Origin of the sequence: Stutzerimonas kunmingensis, assembly GCF_021432085.1 — a bacterium.
Classification (GTDB): domain Bacteria; phylum Pseudomonadota; class Gammaproteobacteria; order Pseudomonadales; family Pseudomonadaceae; genus Stutzerimonas.
Genome location: NZ_CP090366.1, coordinates 2,360,500 through 2,375,121, shown reverse-complemented (window position 1 = coordinate 2,375,121; position 14,622 = coordinate 2,360,500). Strand labels below are relative to the sequence as shown.

Here is a 14,622-nt window from a genome sequence, read left to right as displayed (position 1 = left end):
TTGCGGCAAGAGCGCTCCCCTGGGCCGACCGATGTGCCATCTGCGACCCAGGGTGCATACGCGGGCGTGTCAGAAGATCAGTGCAAAGAGGCCGATGACCACGATCAGGCCGATCAGAAAGATGATGCCAATGGTGCTACCTAGAAACTTCAGCATGTGATGGCTCCCGTTTTTCGTGAGTTCATAGGTTCCGACTGGCAGGCACCTCCATCGTTCAAGGTTTTCGCCGACCAGTACATCTCGCGACTGTATCCCGATCGTCATTAAGACGCGCCGCAGCACCATTCGGGAGCGCCCTTTCAGAAATTGACCTGCATCCGAGCATGCCCGCCGCTCAACGAAAAGCCTCGTGCCGCAGCGGACGCGCCGTACCACGCGGGCTTGCCGGGCTTGCACGGCATCTGGCACGCAACCTGCTCTATCCCAAGTGAACGGGATGAGTCGCCACCGGCACTCATGACGCTTGGCACAAAACACAGGAGCAGCTTCAAGGAGAACTAGGGTTCCGGCTCACAGGGAGTGGGCGCTGGTCCGAGAGTTCTCCGGTCCCAGGGACGGGACTACACGGAGGGATAAAAGCCCGGGAGACGCGATGTCATCCCGTGCCTTGTCATTCCAATGTGTAGGGAAATCACGCCATGTCCACACTGCGCTCGCTGAACAAGACCCTCCTCGCCGCCGGCCTGGCCGTCGCGACCTTGATTTCACCGTTGGCCAGCCAGGCCGCCGAGAAGCTGAAGATCGGCACCGTGGTCTGGGCCGGCTACGGCCCCTTCTACGTCGCCGACAAGCTCGACCTGTTCAAGCCCCACGGCCTGGATGTAGACCTGCAGTTCTTCAACGACCCTGCGCTGATCCCCACCGCCATGCTCAGCCGCGCGCTGGACGGCGGCATGCTCACCTACGACCAGGTAGTGGCCTCAGTCGCCAAGGGCTTGAAGCATCGCGTGGTGATGCCCATCGATTTCTCCAACGGCGGTGACGCCATTGTCGCCGATGCCTCGATTCAGTCCGTCGCCGACTTCAAGGGCAAGAAGGTTGGCTTCAATCCGCTGTCGCCGTCGGACTTCCTGCTGGCCTATGCGCTGCAACAGAACGGCATGAGCGACAAGGACATCGACGCCGTCAACATGACTCCGGAAGGCATCCCTGGCGCCATGGCCTCGGGCAACCTGCCGGTCGGCGTGACCTACGAGCCCAACGTCTCGCAGATCCTCTCCATGGGCGGCGGCGACAAGTTCAAGGTGGTCTATTCGTCCAAGGACGCACCGGGGCTGATCACCGATGTGCTGGTCTTCGACGAGGCGGTGATCGCCAAGAAGCCCGCCGCCATCAAGGCGATGATTCAGGGCTATCTCAACGGCCTGGCCTACATGCAGGCGCACCCCGAGGAGTCGGCGAAAATCATCGGCGAGGTGCTCGGCGTCAGCGCCGAGGAAGCCGTCGAGCAGATGGCCGGCGCCTACAACATCCCGCTCGCGGAGATGGGCAAGAGCTTCACCCCGGGCGACGACACCCATTCCTTCCATGGCAGCGGCGCGATCATCGCCAAGCTGCTCAAGGACAACGGGCAGATCCCGAGCATCCCCGATTTCAGCCAGACCTACGACGCCCAGTTCACCGAAGCGCTCGCCAAGTAAGCCGACGCCGGGCGGGCCGCAAGCCCGCCCGTGCTGGAGAAGACCATGAACGCCAAACCTCTGTACCGCTACGCCGATGGCCGCGTCCCAAATACCCTGGCGATCCTCTATACCGCACTCGCCTACGGCGGTGGCCTGGCCCTGCTGTTCACCCCGAATGGCTGGCTGAACGCGCTGGGCACGTTGCTGCTGGCCCACGGCATGATCATCGCCGCCTACCTGATCCACGAATTCGCCCACGGCGCCATCTTCAGCGTGCCCAAGCACAACGAATGGGCCGGCAATGTCTGCAGCTGGCTGTGCGGCAGCTGCTACGCCGAGTTCCAGGACCTGCGCAAGAAGCACATGCGCCACCACGTCGACCGCGCCGACGTGATCACCTTCGACAGCAAGGCCTTCCTCAAGACACGCCCGCTGTGGTTCCAGAAGCTGGTGCTGGAGCTGGAATGGGCTTATGTGCCGGCGGTGGAACTGATCATGCATTTCTACGTGATCGCCCTGCCCTTCATCACCGACAACGACAAGCACCGCGTCCGGCGCGGCAAGGTCGCCGCAGTGCTGGCCATTCGCACGCTGCTCTTTGCCGGGCTCGCTGCGCTCTCGCTGAAGGCCGTGCTGCTCTACGCCGTGGCCTGGATGATCATGCTCAGCGTGCTGCGTTTCGCCGATGCCTATCAGCACACCTACGAGGCCTTCGCCGTGCTGGAAGACGGTGGCAAGCTGCCGGAGGACAAGCGCCGCGACCGCAGCTACGAGCAGCAGAACACCTACAGCAACGTGGTATCGGAACGCTGGCCGGCGCTGAACCTGCTGCTGCTCAATTTCTCCTTCCACAACGCCCACCACGAGAAGCCGGTGACGCCCTGGTATCGCCTGCCCAAGCTGCACGCCGAGCTGTACGGCAGCACCTACAACCAGGTCATTCCGATGCGCAAGCTGCTCGGCAGCTTCCACCGCTACCGCGTGCGCCGCGTGCTGGACGATGACTACGGGGTGGTCAGCGAAGGGCCAGACAAGGCCGACAACTTCTACGGCGCCGTGGGCGTCTCGTTCCTGACGGCGGTGTGACATGCACAAGGCACTGGATTACCGAGGCCGCTGCGTGGTCATCACCGGTGCGGCAGGCGGCATCGGTCGTGGCCTGGCGCAGAGTTTCGCCGCCGCCGGCGCCACCCTGGAACTGCTCGACCGTGACGCCGACGCCCTCGCCCGGCTTGCCGACGAACTCGCCGGCGACACGCCGTTGCGTTGCACCGCACTGGACCTGGGCGATCGGCAGGCGGTGCAGCAGTATGCCGACGACCTCGCCTGTCGCGGCCTGAACGCTGATGTGCTGGTCAACAACGCCGGCTTCGAATACGCCACGCCACTGGATGAGTGCAGCTTCGAGGCCGATCAGCGCTGGTCGGCCCTGCTGGAGAACAACGTCGGTTCCATGCAGCGCCTGACCCGTGCGTTGCTGCCACGCCTGCGTGCCGGCGCCAGCGTGATCAACCAGGCCTCGATCTGGGGTCTGAAAGGCGTGCCGGGCTTTTCCGCCTATGTCGCCAGCAAGCATGCGGTGGTCGGCCTGACCCGTTCGCTGGCCTGGGAGCTGGGCCCGCGGCGCATCCGGGTGAACGCGGTGTGCCCCGGCTGGATCGGCACCGATGCAGCCATGCGCTCGCTGCAGGTTATGGCGGATGCCAACGGCCGCAGCGACAGCGCCGAGCTGGCGGCGATACTCGCCAACCAGGCCATTCCGGAGCTACTGACACCGACCGATCTGGGCGGCACCTTCCTCTTTCTCGGCTCGCCACTGGCCGCCGCCCTCACCGGCCAGGCGCTGTCGGTCAGCCACGGCGAGGTGATGCACTGATGGCTGCCATCTTTACTGGCCAGACCGCCCTGATCACCGGCGCGGCGACCGGTATCGGCCGCGCCACCGCACTCGCGCTGGCCGCTGAAGGCGCGCGGGTCTGGATCAACCATCGCGACCAACACCAGCTGGCGGAACGAGTGGTCGAGCACATCACCGCCAATGGTGGCGACGCCTGCGCCATCGAGGCCGATGTCAGCGATCCGGCCGGGGTCGCGGCGATGTTCGAGACCATTGAGGCGCACGGGCCGCTGGAGCTGTTGGTCAACAACGCCGGGGTGATTCTGGAAAAGCCCTTTCTCGAGACCAGCGAGGCGGACTGGGCAAGGGTGCTCGGCGTCGACCTCGCCGGCGTCTATCGCTGCTGCCGTCATGCACTGGCGCGGATGCAGCAGCGGCGCAGCGGCGCCATCGTCAATGTCGCCTCGGACCTCGGCTTTCTCGGCCGCGAACAGTACGTCGCCTACTGCACGGCCAAGGCCGGGGTGATCGGCCTGACCCGCTCGCTGGCCCGCGAATTCGCTGCATCCGCATCAACGGCGTCGCGCCCGGCCCCATCGCCACGGCGATGGTCAGCCCGGAGCATATGAGCGACGAGTGGATGGCCAAGGAGCTGGCGATCCCCATGGCTCGCCTGGGTACGCCGGAGGAAGTCGCGGCGGCCATCGTCTTCCTGCTTTCGCCGCAGGCGAGCTATTTCACCGGACAGCTGCTCGGGCCCAATGGCGGCTCCTGGATGGGCGCATGAACAGCCTTATGCCACAGGGGATGCTGATCGGCGGCGCCATCATGTGGGGCCTGGGCTGGCTGCCACTGCAGTTCTTCGCTGCCCGCGGCCTGGCCGGCATGCCGCTGGTGCTGCTGACCTATTCTCTACTCAGCCTCCTGGCGCTACCGGTGCTCTGGCAGCAGCGCCGGCAGTGGGCGAGCCAGTATCGCCAGGTCCTCACCATGGGCCTGTGCGGCGGCTGGGCCACCGCGGCACTGGTCACCGCCCTGGCCGCCGGAAACGTGGTGCGAGTGATGCTGCTGTTCTATCTGGCGCCGGTGTGGGCGATGGTCGGCGGCTGGCTGCTGCTCGGCGAACGCCTCAGCGGCACACGGCTTTTCGCTCTGGGGCTGGCAATGCTCGGCATAGGCCTGACCCTCGGCATCACTGGCGAAGCCCTGGACGCGCCAGGCGCGAATGACTGGCTGGCGCTATCCGCCGGCCTCGCCTTCAGCCTCAACAACCTCGCCACCCGCGCCGCCGACCAGGTGCCGCTGGCGAGCAAGGCGCTGGTCAGTTTCATCGGTAGCGCCATGCTCGGCGGACTGTTCTGCCTACTGTTTCGTCAGTCGATACCACCGCTGGATCTGACCCTGACCTGGCAGATCGCCCTGCTCGCCCTCGGCTGGCTGGTCAGCATGGCCGCCGTGCAGTACGGCCTCACTCATCTTGAGGCCGGCCGCGCCGCGGTGCTGGTGGTGTTCGAGCTGATCGCCGCGGTGTTGTCTTCGGCCTGGTTCGGCGACCACGCCATCGGCCCGAACGAATGGCTCGGCGCCGCCCTGATCACCACCGCCGCGCTGATCGCCGGCTGGCCCGAACGTCCCCTTCCCAATGCAACAAGGAGCAGCTGCGCATGAGCGTGCACATGGATCAACTGAGCTGGGTCGATTACGAGCGTCGCATCGGTGAAGGCCCCGTGGTCTTCCTGCCCTGCGGCGCCACCGAGCAGCATGGCCCGCACCTGCCGCTGGGCACCGACGCGCTGCTGGCCAGCGCCATCAGCGCCGACGTGGCGGCGCGGGTCGGCGGTCTGGTGGCACCGGCGCTGTCATACGGCTACAAGTCGCAACCGAAATGCGGCGGCGGCCAGCACTTCTGCGGCACCACGAGCCTAGATGGCGCGACCTTGAGCGCTCTGGTGCGCGACGCCGTGCGGGAGTTTCATCGCCACGGTGTGCGCCGCCTGGTGCTGGTGCTCGGCCATTACGAGAACCAGTGGTTCGTCGCCGAGGGCATCCAGCTGGCGCTGCGCGACCTCGGGCCGGACGCCGGGCTGGAGGTAATGCGCCTGGAGCACTGGGATTTCTGCCACGAGCAGACCCTGACCGACATCTTCCCGGAAGGCTTTCCCGGTTTCGCGCTGGAGCATGCCGCGGTGATCGAGACCTCGCTGATGCTGCATTTCCATCCGCAACTGGTCGCGCTGGAGAAGATTCCCGACGACGCCCCGGCCGACTTTCCGCCCTACGACATGTACCCCACCCGTACCGAATGGGTGCCGCCCTCTGGGGTGCTGTCCTCGGCCAGAGGCTCCAGCGCGGCGAAAGGCCAGCGGCTGGCCCACGACATCGTCGAAGGCATCGCCGCCGCGGTGTGCAAGGAGTTTGCCCTGTGAGCCTGACGACGAACCCGCTGTTCCTCGAGCATACGGCGCTGCTGGTGATCGACATGCAGCGCGACTTCTGCGCGCTGGGCGGATACGCCGACCAGGCCGGCATGGACGTCAGCCGCCTGCGCGCGCCGATCCCGGCGATCCAGGCGCTGCTGGATCGCGCCCGCGGCCGGGGCATGCTGGTGGTGCACACCCGTGAAGGCCATCGACCGGATCTTTCCGATCTACCCGACACCAAACGCCGCCGTGCCGAAGCGACTGGCGCCCCCATCGGCAGTGCTGGCCCCCTCGGCCGCCTGCTGGTGCGCGGCGAATTCGGCCACGACCTGATCGACGAACTGCAGCCGCGCGCTGGCGAGCCGGTGATCGACAAACCCGGCTACAGCGCTTTCGCCCATACCGATCTCGAACTGATCCTGCGCCGCCGCGGCATCGAGCGGCTGATCCTGACCGGCGTGACTACCGAGGTCTGCGTGTCTTCGACGCTGCGCCAGGCCATCGACCTTGGCTTCGACTGCCTGACCGTCAGCGATGCCTGCGCCTCGTCCGACCCGCAACTGCATGCAGCTGCGCTGGCGATGATCGAGGTCGAAGGTGGGCTGTTCGGCAGCGTGACCGACAGCGCCAGCCTGCTCCGGCGTCTGGAGCGTGCCGCATGACCGATGTGCTGAAGCTCTGGCCACTGCTGACCGCCACGCATCGCTATGACAAGTCGATTTCCACCCGCAATCGCGGCCAGGGCACGCTGATCGACGCGCCGATCCTCGCCTTCCTTATCGAAACCCGACAGGGTCGCGTGCTGTTCGACGTCGGCTGCGACTACGCCAAGCTCAGCGATCCGCAGCTGCGTGCGCGCTGGTTCGATCCGGTGGAGTTTCCCATGGGGCCGCCCGAGATGACCGAGGAGCAGCGTCTGCCCGCCCATCTGGACCGACACGGGCTGTCCCCCGCCGATATTGATCTCGTGTTCCTCAGTCATCTGCATTTCGATCACGCCGGTGGCCTGTGCGAACTGTGCGGCTGCGACGTGCATGTGCACGAAGCTGAACTCGCCGCCGCCCGCGCCCAGGCGGACGATGCCTATTTCGCCGATGACTTTGCCGGCGAACATCGCTGGAAGCCTCAGCGCGACGAGTACGAGCTGCTGCCCGGACTGCGCGCGATCAATACCCCTGGGCACACCGCCGGCCACATGTCGCTGCTTATCGAATTGCCGCACGGCAAGCCGGTGATTCTCGCCGGGGACGCTGCGGACCTGAGCGAGAACCTGGTCGACGAAGTCGCGCCCGGCCTCTGCTGGCAGGACCGCGAAGACCTGGCGTTGGCCAGCATCCGCAAGCTCAAGGCCACCGCTGCCGAAACCGACGCCGCAATCTGGCCGAATCACGACATGGCCTTCTGGCGCACCCTCAAACGCTTTCCGGAGTACCACGCATGAAGAGCGTTCCCGATGCCTATCTTGGCGTGTGGCGCCGGCGCCTGCTGACCACCACGGCCGGCTTGCGTGACGAAACCAGCGAGGTGTACTGGCTGCAAACCGCCAGCCTGCACGCCGACCTGCGCCTGCCGCGGCCGCAAGCGCTGCCGCCAGCCGCCTCGCTGGAAACCTGCAGCCATGCCCAGCAGCTGGCCCTGAGCGAGCAGGCTGGCTTCGCCGGCGTCACCGAGGTCAACGGCGATATCTGCCAGTGGCATCGGCTGATCGACTTCCAGCCGCCGGGCGGACCTGCGGATATCGGCTTGATGCACTTCGAGACCCCGGAGCGGCTACTGGAAGACGGGCTGGACGGCAGCTATCACGAAATCTGGCAGCGCCTGCCGGAGTCGCAGGGGCGCAACTGGGGCATCTGGCTGCGCGCGGCGGAGCAGCCAGCCCGCCAGGCCTGTCTGCTGGTAGCGGGCGACTACTTCCTGTTCGCTGCCGAGCGGCCGATTCTGCTGCCGGCCAGCACAGGATATCTGCGTGACCAACTGGCTGCCGTTAGCCCCGCGCTGCGGCCACAGTTGCTGGCCTGCGAGCTGTCCTTCGGTCGCCATCGCAACGGCGCAACACCCTGGCAGATCACCCATTCGACGCTGCCCGGCCGCGTCGGCGACGCCCTGCTGTCGAGCTACTGGAACTTCGCCGACCCCACCAGCCTGCCGACTGCTGACCTCGCCGCGCTTGGTCGTTATCCGGCGGCCGGTGGCTGGCAACGCGTTGAACTCGATGTGCCCACCGTTTCACAGGAGGTTCCCGCATGACAGCGCAGATCAGCATTTCCTCCGCTGCCACCGCCGCGCAGCGGCGACACACGGCAACACCGGCCGCAACGGCCGAACAGGTGGTGCGCAAGAGCAGTTTCTGGCGCATTCGCGGCGAGATATCCCGGCGCAGCGCCTGGCTACTCACCGGCGCCGGGCTGAGCCTGCCCTTCGTCATCTGGTGGCTGTGGGCCGCGCTCGGCCTCGCCGACCCGATGTTCATGCCCAGCCCCGGCGCGGTGCTCGAACGCATCGGCCGCTGGTGGACAAGCGAAGGGCTGCTGGGGGACATCGGCATCAGCGTCTGGCGGGTCATGGCGGGCTTCGGTGCCTCGGCACTGATTGCGCTGCCGCTGGGGCTGTACATCGGCACCTATCGGCCGGTGCAGGCCTTCCTCGAACCGCTCACCGACTTCATCCGCTATATGCCGGCGGTAGCCTTCATTCCGCTGGTGATGCTCTGGGTCGGTATTGATGAGGGCTCCAAGGTACTGATCATCTTCATCGGCACCTTCTTCCAGATGGTGCTGATGGTCGCCGAAGACGTGCGCCGCGTGCCCATGGCGCAGATCGAGGCGGCGCAGACCATGGGCGCCAACCGCGGCGAGATCGTCAAGCTGGTGATCCTGCCGTCGGCCAAACCGGCGCTGCTCGACACCCTGCGCATCACCTGCGGCTGGGCCTGGACCTACCTGGTAGTAGCCGAACTGGTTGCGGCCAACTCCGGCCTCGGCTACGCCATCCTCAAGGCGCAGCGGTACATGCACACCGACAAGATCTTCGCCGGCATCCTGCTGATCGGTCTGATCGGCCTGCTCACCGACCAGGCCTTCCGCTGGTTGCACCGCCGCGCCTTTCCCTGGATGAGGAAATGACCATGTCCGATGCCAAGATTCATGTCCGTCAGGTCGGCAAGACTTTCGTCAGCGAGCGCCGTGAGGTGCAGGCGCTGCAGTCGATCGACCTGGATATCCAGCCCAACGAGTTCGTCACCTTCGTCGGCGCCTCGGGCTGCGGCAAATCCACCCTGCTGCGAATCATCGCCGGGCTGGAAACGCTGAGCCGCGGCGAGATCCTGCTCGACGGCAAGCCCATCGATGGTCCTGGCGTCGACCGCGCCATGGTCTTCCAGCACTACAGTCTCTACCCCTGGCTGACGGTGATGCAGAACATCAAGTTCTGCCGGCAGCTCAAGGTGATCGGCGACACCGTGCGCCACGATGGAGACGTGGAGTCGGCCGCAGGCCGCGCCGACGCCCTGCTCAACCTGATGGGCCTGACGCGCTTCACCGATGCCTACCCCAGCCAACTCTCCGGCGGGATGCAGCAGCGCGTCGCCATTGCCCGCGCCCTGCTGCCCAAGCCCGCGACGCTGCTGATGGACGAGCCGTTCGGTGCGCTGGACGCGCAGACGCGTGAGGTCATGCACGACCTCATCCGCCATGTGCACAGGCTGGAAAAGAGCACCATCCTGTTCGTCACCCATGATGTCGAAGAAGCCATCTATCTGGGCAGCCGCATCGTGCTGATGGCGCCGCGCCCTGGGCGCATCGATTCCATCTACGAGGTGCCGCTGCCGGCCCAGCGCCACCAGGATATGAAGCTCGCGCCGGAATTCACCGAGCTCAAGCGCGAGATCCTCACCCGCATCCGCGAAACCTCCGGCATGCAGACCGACCTCGAGCAACTGGCCAAACTCAGCGCCGTGGCCGGCTGAAGGCTAGCGGCCAAGCAGTTCGGCCATTGCCGCGAACACCTGGCGCATGGCCGCCGCGCTGCGGCCCGGCCCACCGGCACAATGGCCCCAGTCCGATTCGAGCACCCGCAGCTCGGCACCCGGAATCAGCGCGGCCTCGTGACGGGCATCCTCGACGGTGAAATACAGATCGCTGCTGCCGGGCATGAGGATGGTCCGTGCGCGGATGCACCCCAGCGCTTCGGCCAGCGAGCCACCGCCGAAACTGCGGGCCGGGTCAGCCAATTGCCAGGTATGCAGTACGCAGAGCAGGTCGTTGGCATCCTGCTCCAGATGATCCTGCTCCCAGTAGTCGAGCAGCGCCTCCAGGCTCTCGAAGCCCAGCTCGCGCCACAGCTCGTGACGATAGAACGCCTGGGAATAGGCCCAGCCGGCATAGGCACGGCCAAAGGCACGCAGGCCGCGTTCCGGCGGCGTGGCGTAGCGATCGCCCTGCCAGGCCGCGTCGGCACACAGCGCCGCCTTCACCCCTTCGATAAACACCCGGTTGTGCGGCCAGCAGCGCGCCGTGCAGCAGAACGGCAGGATGGCGCGCATCCGCTCGGGATAGGCCATCGCCCAGAACAGCGTCTGCATGCCGCCCATAGACCAGCCACTGACCAGGGCGAGCTGCCAGTCGTCACCAAACAGCCGGTCGAGCAAGGCCTTCTGTGCGTGCACATTGTCCAGCAGGCTCACCTGTGGAAAGTCGGCACCTTCCTGCCCTGGCGCCGCGTTGCTCGGCGAAGTCGACCAGCCGGCGCCGAACAGGTTGGTCAGCACCACGCAGTAATCGCCGCCTGCCAGTGGCCCCTCCGCACCAAGCAGGGGCAGGCTGCCCCAATGTGTGCCGCCGTAGTAGCTCGGAATCAGCACCAGGTTGTCTCGCGCCCGGTTCGGCGTGCCTATTACCTGATAGCAAATGCGTGCATTGCGCAATCGCTCGCCACTTTCCAGGCGTATCTCGCCCAGCGCGTGCAGTTTCTTTTCCCTTTTTATTTCAAGCATCTGCATGACTCCCACATCGGCGAAACGGGCAAGCAGTGGCACCAGACGTAGCCCGTTTCTATACACGCTGGCATGTATATTGGATGAAGGAATCGTGCCAGCGGCCCCGGCCGCCACTCATGACTCCAAGGAGCGCAAGCAGATGACCAGCTTCCCACTCTCCTCCGTCGAGGAACTGAAACAGCGGCTGCAGGACAAGGGCGTGAAGTACGCCATGGCCAGCTACGTCGACATGCACGGCGTGATCAAAGGCAAGTTCGTCCCGCTCGACCATCTGGGACAGATGCTTCGCGGTTCCGAGCTGTACACCGGCGCAGCGCTGGACGGCGTGCCGCAGCAGATCAGCGATAACGAAGTGGCGGCGATGCCTGATCCGGCCAGCGCCACCCAGTGCAGCTGGAATCGCAGCCTGGCCTGGTTCGCCAGTGACCTCTATCTGAACGGCAAGCCCTTCGAAGCCTGCTCCCGCGGCATCCTAAAGCGCCAGACCGACGCCGCCGCGCAAATGGGCTACAGCTTCAATCTGGGCATCGAGACCGAGTTTTTCCTCTACAAGGACACCCCGAACGGCGGCTTTGCCCCACTCAGCGATCGTGATACCGCGGCCAAGCCCTGCTACGACCCGCGCCTGTTGATGGACAACCTACCGGTGATCGACGAGCTGGTGGAAGCCATGAACGAGATGGGCTGGGGCGTGTACTCGTTCGACCATGAAGACGCCAACGGCCAGTTCGAAACCGACTTCAAGTACGCCGACGCGCTGACCATGGCCGACCGCTTCGTGTTCTTCCGCATGATGGCCAACGAAATCGCTCGTAAGCACGGCGCCTTTGCCACCTTCATGCCCAAGCCGTCCGCGCAACGCACCGGCAGCGGTGCGCACTACAACATGTCACTGGCGGACCTGGCCTCGGGCAAGAACCTCTTCGAAGTGGATGGCGAAGACCCTCACGGCTGCGGTGTCACCCCGCTCGCCTATCACTTCATCGCCGGCGTGCTGAAACACGCCAAGGCGATCTGCGCGGTCATCGCGCCAACGGTGAACAGCTACAAGCGGCTGATCCGCAAGGGCGCCATGTCCGGCTCGACCTGGGCGCCGGTGTTCGTCTGCTACGGCAACAACAACCGCACCAACATGCTGCGTATTCCGTCCCAAGGCGCGCGGGTCGAATGCCGCGCCGCGGATATCGGCTGCAACCCCTATCTCGGCGCCGCGATGATCCTCGCCGCCGGCCTGGAAGGCATCCGCGACAAGCTCGAACCGGGCCAGCCGCATCGCGAAAACATGTACGACTACAGCGAAAAGGATGTCGCGGACATGGGCATCGAAACCCTGCCGCGCACGCTGTCCGAAGCCATCGACGCCTTCGAGGCCGACCCGCTGTCGCGCCAGGTGTTCGGCGACGCGATGTATGAAGCCTTCGTCGAGTACAAGCGCGACGAATGGAATGCCTACCACACCCATGTTTCCGACTGGGAAATCCAGCGCTACCTGAAATTCTTCTGACTCGATGAAAAGGAGATTCACCATGCAAGCCAATACGTTCACGCGGGCACTCTGTGCCGGCGCCGTGATCTTTGCAGCCCTTTCGCCTTTTGCCGCGCAGGCCGAGGAAAAGAAAAGCTTCGATATTGCCTGGACCATCTACGCCGGCTGGATGCCATGGAAGTATGCGGATGAGTCGGGAATCATGAAGAAGTGGGCCGACAAGTACGGGATCGAAGTGAACATCACCCAGGTCAACGACTACGTCGAGTCGATCAACCAGTACAGCGCCGGCCAGTTCGACGGGGTGGTCGCCACCAGCATGGATGCGCTGTCGATTCCGGCAGCCGGCGGCATCGATACCACGGCACTGATCGTCGGTGATTATTCCAACGGCAACGACGGGATGGTGATGAAGGACAGCGCCGACCTGAAGAGCCTCAAGGATCAGCAGATCCATCTGGTCGAGCTGTCGGTTTCGCATTACCTGCTGGCCCAGGCGCTCGATAGCGTCGGCATGAGCGAGCGCGACGTACAGGTGGTCAACACCTCGGACGCCGATCTGGTCGCCGCATTCAGTACGGACGAAGTGCGCAATGTCGTGACATGGAACCCGCTGCTCGACGAAGTCGCCGCCACGCCCGGTGCGCACCGCACCTTCGACTCCAGCCAGATCCCCGGCCACATCAAGGACCTGACCATCGTCAACAGCGAAACCCTGGCCGACAACCCTGATTTCGGCAAAGCCGTGGTTGGCGCCTGGTATGAGGTGATGGCGATCCTGGAAAGCGACACCGACGAAGGCACCAAGGCGCGTGCCTCGCTGGGCCAGGCCTCCGGAACCGATCAGGCCGGGTACGAAAGCCAGCTCAAGGGCATGAAGATGTTCTGGAAGCCTGCCGACTCGCTCGCGTTCATCAACAGCGACGAAGCGTATCAGGCCATGGACAGCGTGCGCAGGTTCTCCTTCGACCACGGTCTGCTGGGCGACGGTGCGGACTCGGTAGACTTTATCGGCATCGCCATGCCTGGCGGCAAGTTGATGGGCTCGGATGCCAACGTCAAACTGCGCTTCGATACCACCTACATGCAAATGGCCGCGGACGGAAAACTCTGAATCCTCAGCCCCTGACGGGCGCCACGCGCCCGTTTCATCAGCCACGGCGCGCTGTCGCACAGCGCGGCCTGGCTGAGCCACCGCGCATCATCTGAGGCCCCACATGCGCCGGACCAAAGAAGACGCCGAACAGACCCGTCTGAAGATCATTGCCGCGGCGCTGGAATTGTTCAGCCGCAACGGTTACTCGAACACCACGCTGGCGATGATCGCCGACAGCGCCGGCTTCAGCCGCGGCCCGATCTACTGGCATTTCAAAAGCAAGGACGAGCTGTACGAAGCGGTCCTGGCCTACTCCCAGGAACCGCTGGAGCAGCTCATCGCCCGCAGCCGAAAGCTGGCCGACGAGCCGCTTGTCGCGCTCGAGCACTTCATCGACGACTGGTTTCGGCTGTTGCTGGAGGACCGCTGGTATCGCCAGTCTTTCGAGATCCTGCTGAACAAGACCGAACTCACGGCACAGATGGCCAGCACATTGAAGCGTGAACGCAAGCTGACCCGCGACATGGTCCAGCTGCTGGAGGCGCTGGTCGAGCGAAGTCAGCAGACGCCTGGCACCGGCAACTGCCAATCCCCACGATCGCTGGCGCTGCTGCTTTATTCAAGCCTGATGGGCATCACTCACACCTGGTTGCTGTCACCCAAGCTGTTTTCGCTCAGGGAGCAGACACCCTTCATGGCGAGCAATCTGTTGGCGCTGGTGACGTCGCACGCTCCATCCTCAGTGACTAGCCAAGCAAGCGAGGGCGCTTGAGCTTGCTCAGCAGCGCCGGCCGCAGCGCGGCGGCGTCCAGATCGATGGTATTGATCAGCCCGGTGATCTCGGCGCGGGAAAGCGATAGCCGGCACGGCAAACCGGTAAGCAAAAGCGACTCGCCTGCCGCTTCATCGACTAGCAGCACGCGGATGGTCGAGGGCGAATCCATCCGCGCGCTGAACAGCAGCGGTTCGAAATATTGTTGAACCAGGGCAAAAGCCTCCGGTTGCCTGAATCGCTTCATGATGACAACTCCATTTGTCAGGCGGCGGATTCTAGCAGTGGCTTTCGCATCGCTCTGGCTGGCAAGTGCCAACTGCAGCACAACGTGCGTCGACACTGTTTGAGCAAAACTTGCCCTACGGATGTTGCAGGAAGTCGCGCGGGCAGCCT

16 protein-coding genes, 1 pseudogene and 1 riboswitch are annotated in these 14,622 nt (G+C 64.8%); of the genes and pseudogenes, 14 read left to right on the top strand and 3 right to left on the bottom strand.

Translation table 11 applies throughout. The features are described from left to right. Positions 1-69: 69 nt before the first annotated feature. Entirely contained in the window at positions 70-408 is a 339-nt protein-coding gene (locus LW136_RS11235; RefSeq protein WP_234175216.1) for a small membrane protein YohP, read from the bottom strand. 78 nt (positions 409-486) lie between these two features. Continuing rightward, a riboswitch (guanidine-I (ykkC/yxkD leader) is annotated at positions 487-589 on the top strand. A 49-nt stretch (positions 590-638) separates the two neighbouring features. Here LW136_RS11235 and LW136_RS11230 point away from each other — a divergent pair. The 11 genes and pseudogenes from LW136_RS11230 (at position 639) to LW136_RS11180 (ending at position 9,843) form a co-directional block, all read left to right on the top strand. Continuing rightward, the gene (locus LW136_RS11230) at positions 639-1,640 is read left to right on the top strand and encodes an ABC transporter substrate-binding protein (protein ID WP_234175215.1); all 1,002 of its coding nucleotides are present in this window, start codon (positions 639-641) and stop codon (positions 1,638-1,640) included. 45 nt (positions 1,641-1,685) lie between these two features. Next, positions 1,686-2,708 (top strand): fatty acid desaturase family protein, encoded by a 1,023-nt coding sequence (locus tag LW136_RS11225; RefSeq protein ID WP_234175214.1) that lies wholly within the window; start codon positions 1,686-1,688, stop codon positions 2,706-2,708. A 1-nt stretch (position 2,709) separates the two neighbouring features. Beyond that, the gene (locus LW136_RS11220) at positions 2,710-3,498 is read left to right on the top strand and encodes an SDR family NAD(P)-dependent oxidoreductase (RefSeq protein WP_234175213.1); all 789 of its coding nucleotides are present in this window, start codon (positions 2,710-2,712) and stop codon (positions 3,496-3,498) included. Next, positions 3,498-4,246 (top strand): annotated as a pseudogene (locus LW136_RS11215) (SDR family NAD(P)-dependent oxidoreductase). Before LW136_RS11220 ends, LW136_RS11215 begins: the two are co-directional and overlap by 1 nt. Further along, positions 4,243-5,127, top strand: coding sequence for a DMT family transporter (locus tag LW136_RS11210; protein ID WP_234175212.1), 885 nt, complete (start codon positions 4,243-4,245; stop codon positions 5,125-5,127). The pseudogene LW136_RS11215 and the gene LW136_RS11210 overlap by 4 nt, the downstream one beginning before the upstream one ends. Further along, positions 5,124-5,885: a creatininase gene (locus LW136_RS11205; RefSeq protein ID WP_234175211.1), complete on the top strand. Its 762-nt coding sequence runs from the start codon at positions 5,124-5,126 to the stop codon at positions 5,883-5,885. Before LW136_RS11210 ends, LW136_RS11205 begins: the two co-directional genes overlap by 4 nt. Continuing rightward, positions 5,882-6,541: a cysteine hydrolase family protein gene (locus LW136_RS11200; RefSeq protein ID WP_234175210.1), complete on the top strand. Its 660-nt coding sequence runs from the start codon at positions 5,882-5,884 to the stop codon at positions 6,539-6,541. Before LW136_RS11205 ends, LW136_RS11200 begins: the two co-directional genes overlap by 4 nt. Next, positions 6,538-7,320 (top strand): N-acyl homoserine lactonase family protein, encoded by a 783-nt coding sequence (locus LW136_RS11195; RefSeq protein WP_234175209.1) that lies wholly within the window; start codon positions 6,538-6,540, stop codon positions 7,318-7,320. Before LW136_RS11200 ends, LW136_RS11195 begins: the two co-directional genes overlap by 4 nt. After that, positions 7,317-8,126, top strand: a complete 810-nt coding sequence (locus LW136_RS11190) for a hypothetical protein (RefSeq protein ID WP_046619429.1) — start codon at positions 7,317-7,319, stop codon at positions 8,124-8,126. The genes LW136_RS11195 and LW136_RS11190 overlap by 4 nt, the downstream gene beginning before the upstream one ends. Next, the gene (locus LW136_RS11185; protein ID WP_234175208.1) at positions 8,123-9,001 is read left to right on the top strand and encodes an ABC transporter permease; all 879 of its coding nucleotides are present in this window, start codon (positions 8,123-8,125) and stop codon (positions 8,999-9,001) included. Before LW136_RS11190 ends, LW136_RS11185 begins: the two co-directional genes overlap by 4 nt. 2 nt (positions 9,002-9,003) lie before the next feature. Then, the gene (locus LW136_RS11180; protein WP_234175207.1) at positions 9,004-9,843 is read left to right on the top strand and encodes an ABC transporter ATP-binding protein; all 840 of its coding nucleotides are present in this window, start codon (positions 9,004-9,006) and stop codon (positions 9,841-9,843) included. Between the two features lie 3 nt (positions 9,844-9,846). Here LW136_RS11180 and LW136_RS11175 read toward each other — a convergent pair whose 3' ends face one another. Next, positions 9,847-10,869, bottom strand: coding sequence for an alpha/beta fold hydrolase (locus tag LW136_RS11175; protein ID WP_234175206.1), 1,023 nt, complete (start codon positions 10,867-10,869; stop codon positions 9,847-9,849). 142 nt (positions 10,870-11,011) lie between these two features. Between LW136_RS11175 and glnT the strand changes: the two genes are divergently transcribed. From glnT to LW136_RS11160, 3 genes are all read left to right on the top strand, one after another. Continuing rightward, the gene (gene glnT, locus LW136_RS11170; protein ID WP_230356624.1) at positions 11,012-12,376 is read left to right on the top strand and encodes a type III glutamate--ammonia ligase; all 1,365 of its coding nucleotides are present in this window, start codon (positions 11,012-11,014) and stop codon (positions 12,374-12,376) included. A gap of 22 nt (positions 12,377-12,398) precedes the next feature. Continuing rightward, a complete protein-coding gene (locus LW136_RS11165; RefSeq protein WP_234175205.1) occupies positions 12,399-13,472 on the top strand; it encodes a putative urea ABC transporter substrate-binding protein in 1,074 nt (357 codons plus the stop codon). 103 nt (positions 13,473-13,575) lie between these two features. Further along, the gene (locus tag LW136_RS11160) at positions 13,576-14,226 is read left to right on the top strand and encodes a TetR family transcriptional regulator (protein ID WP_234175204.1); all 651 of its coding nucleotides are present in this window, start codon (positions 13,576-13,578) and stop codon (positions 14,224-14,226) included. Here the strand turns inward: LW136_RS11160 and LW136_RS11155 are convergent. Further along, positions 14,201-14,473 (bottom strand): DUF1652 domain-containing protein, encoded by a 273-nt coding sequence (locus LW136_RS11155; protein WP_041013998.1) that lies wholly within the window; start codon positions 14,471-14,473, stop codon positions 14,201-14,203. The genes LW136_RS11160 and LW136_RS11155 overlap by 26 nt on opposite strands. Between the last annotated feature and the right edge of the window lie 149 nt (positions 14,474-14,622).

Bases quoted from the DNA above. Each gene is read 5' to 3' on its own strand.
- LW136_RS11230 (WP_234175215.1), top strand. From the start codon at position 639: ATGTCCACACTGCGCTCGCTGAACAAGACCCTCCTCGCCGCCGGCCTG.
- LW136_RS11225 (WP_234175214.1), top strand. From the start codon at position 1,686: ATGAACGCCAAACCTCTGTACCGCTACGCCGATGGCCGCGTCCCAAAT.
- LW136_RS11220 (WP_234175213.1), top strand. From the start codon at position 2,710: ATGCACAAGGCACTGGATTACCGAGGCCGCTGCGTGGTCATCACCGGT.
- LW136_RS11210 (WP_234175212.1), top strand. From the start codon at position 4,243: ATGAACAGCCTTATGCCACAGGGGATGCTGATCGGCGGCGCCATCATG.
- LW136_RS11205 (WP_234175211.1), top strand. From the start codon at position 5,124: ATGAGCGTGCACATGGATCAACTGAGCTGGGTCGATTACGAGCGTCGC.
- LW136_RS11195 (WP_234175209.1), top strand. From the start codon at position 6,538: ATGACCGATGTGCTGAAGCTCTGGCCACTGCTGACCGCCACGCATCGC.
- LW136_RS11190 (WP_046619429.1), top strand. From the start codon at position 7,317: ATGAAGAGCGTTCCCGATGCCTATCTTGGCGTGTGGCGCCGGCGCCTG.
- LW136_RS11185 (WP_234175208.1), top strand. From the start codon at position 8,123: ATGACAGCGCAGATCAGCATTTCCTCCGCTGCCACCGCCGCGCAGCGG.
- LW136_RS11180 (WP_234175207.1), top strand. From the start codon at position 9,004: ATGTCCGATGCCAAGATTCATGTCCGTCAGGTCGGCAAGACTTTCGTC.
- LW136_RS11175 (WP_234175206.1), bottom strand. From the start codon at position 10,869: ATGCTTGAAATAAAAAGGGAAAAGAAACTGCACGCGCTGGGCGAGATA.
- glnT (WP_230356624.1), top strand. From the start codon at position 11,012: ATGACCAGCTTCCCACTCTCCTCCGTCGAGGAACTGAAACAGCGGCTG.
- LW136_RS11165 (WP_234175205.1), top strand. From the start codon at position 12,399: ATGCAAGCCAATACGTTCACGCGGGCACTCTGTGCCGGCGCCGTGATC.
- LW136_RS11160 (WP_234175204.1), top strand. From the start codon at position 13,576: ATGCGCCGGACCAAAGAAGACGCCGAACAGACCCGTCTGAAGATCATT.
- LW136_RS11155 (WP_041013998.1), bottom strand. From the start codon at position 14,473: ATGAAGCGATTCAGGCAACCGGAGGCTTTTGCCCTGGTTCAACAATAT.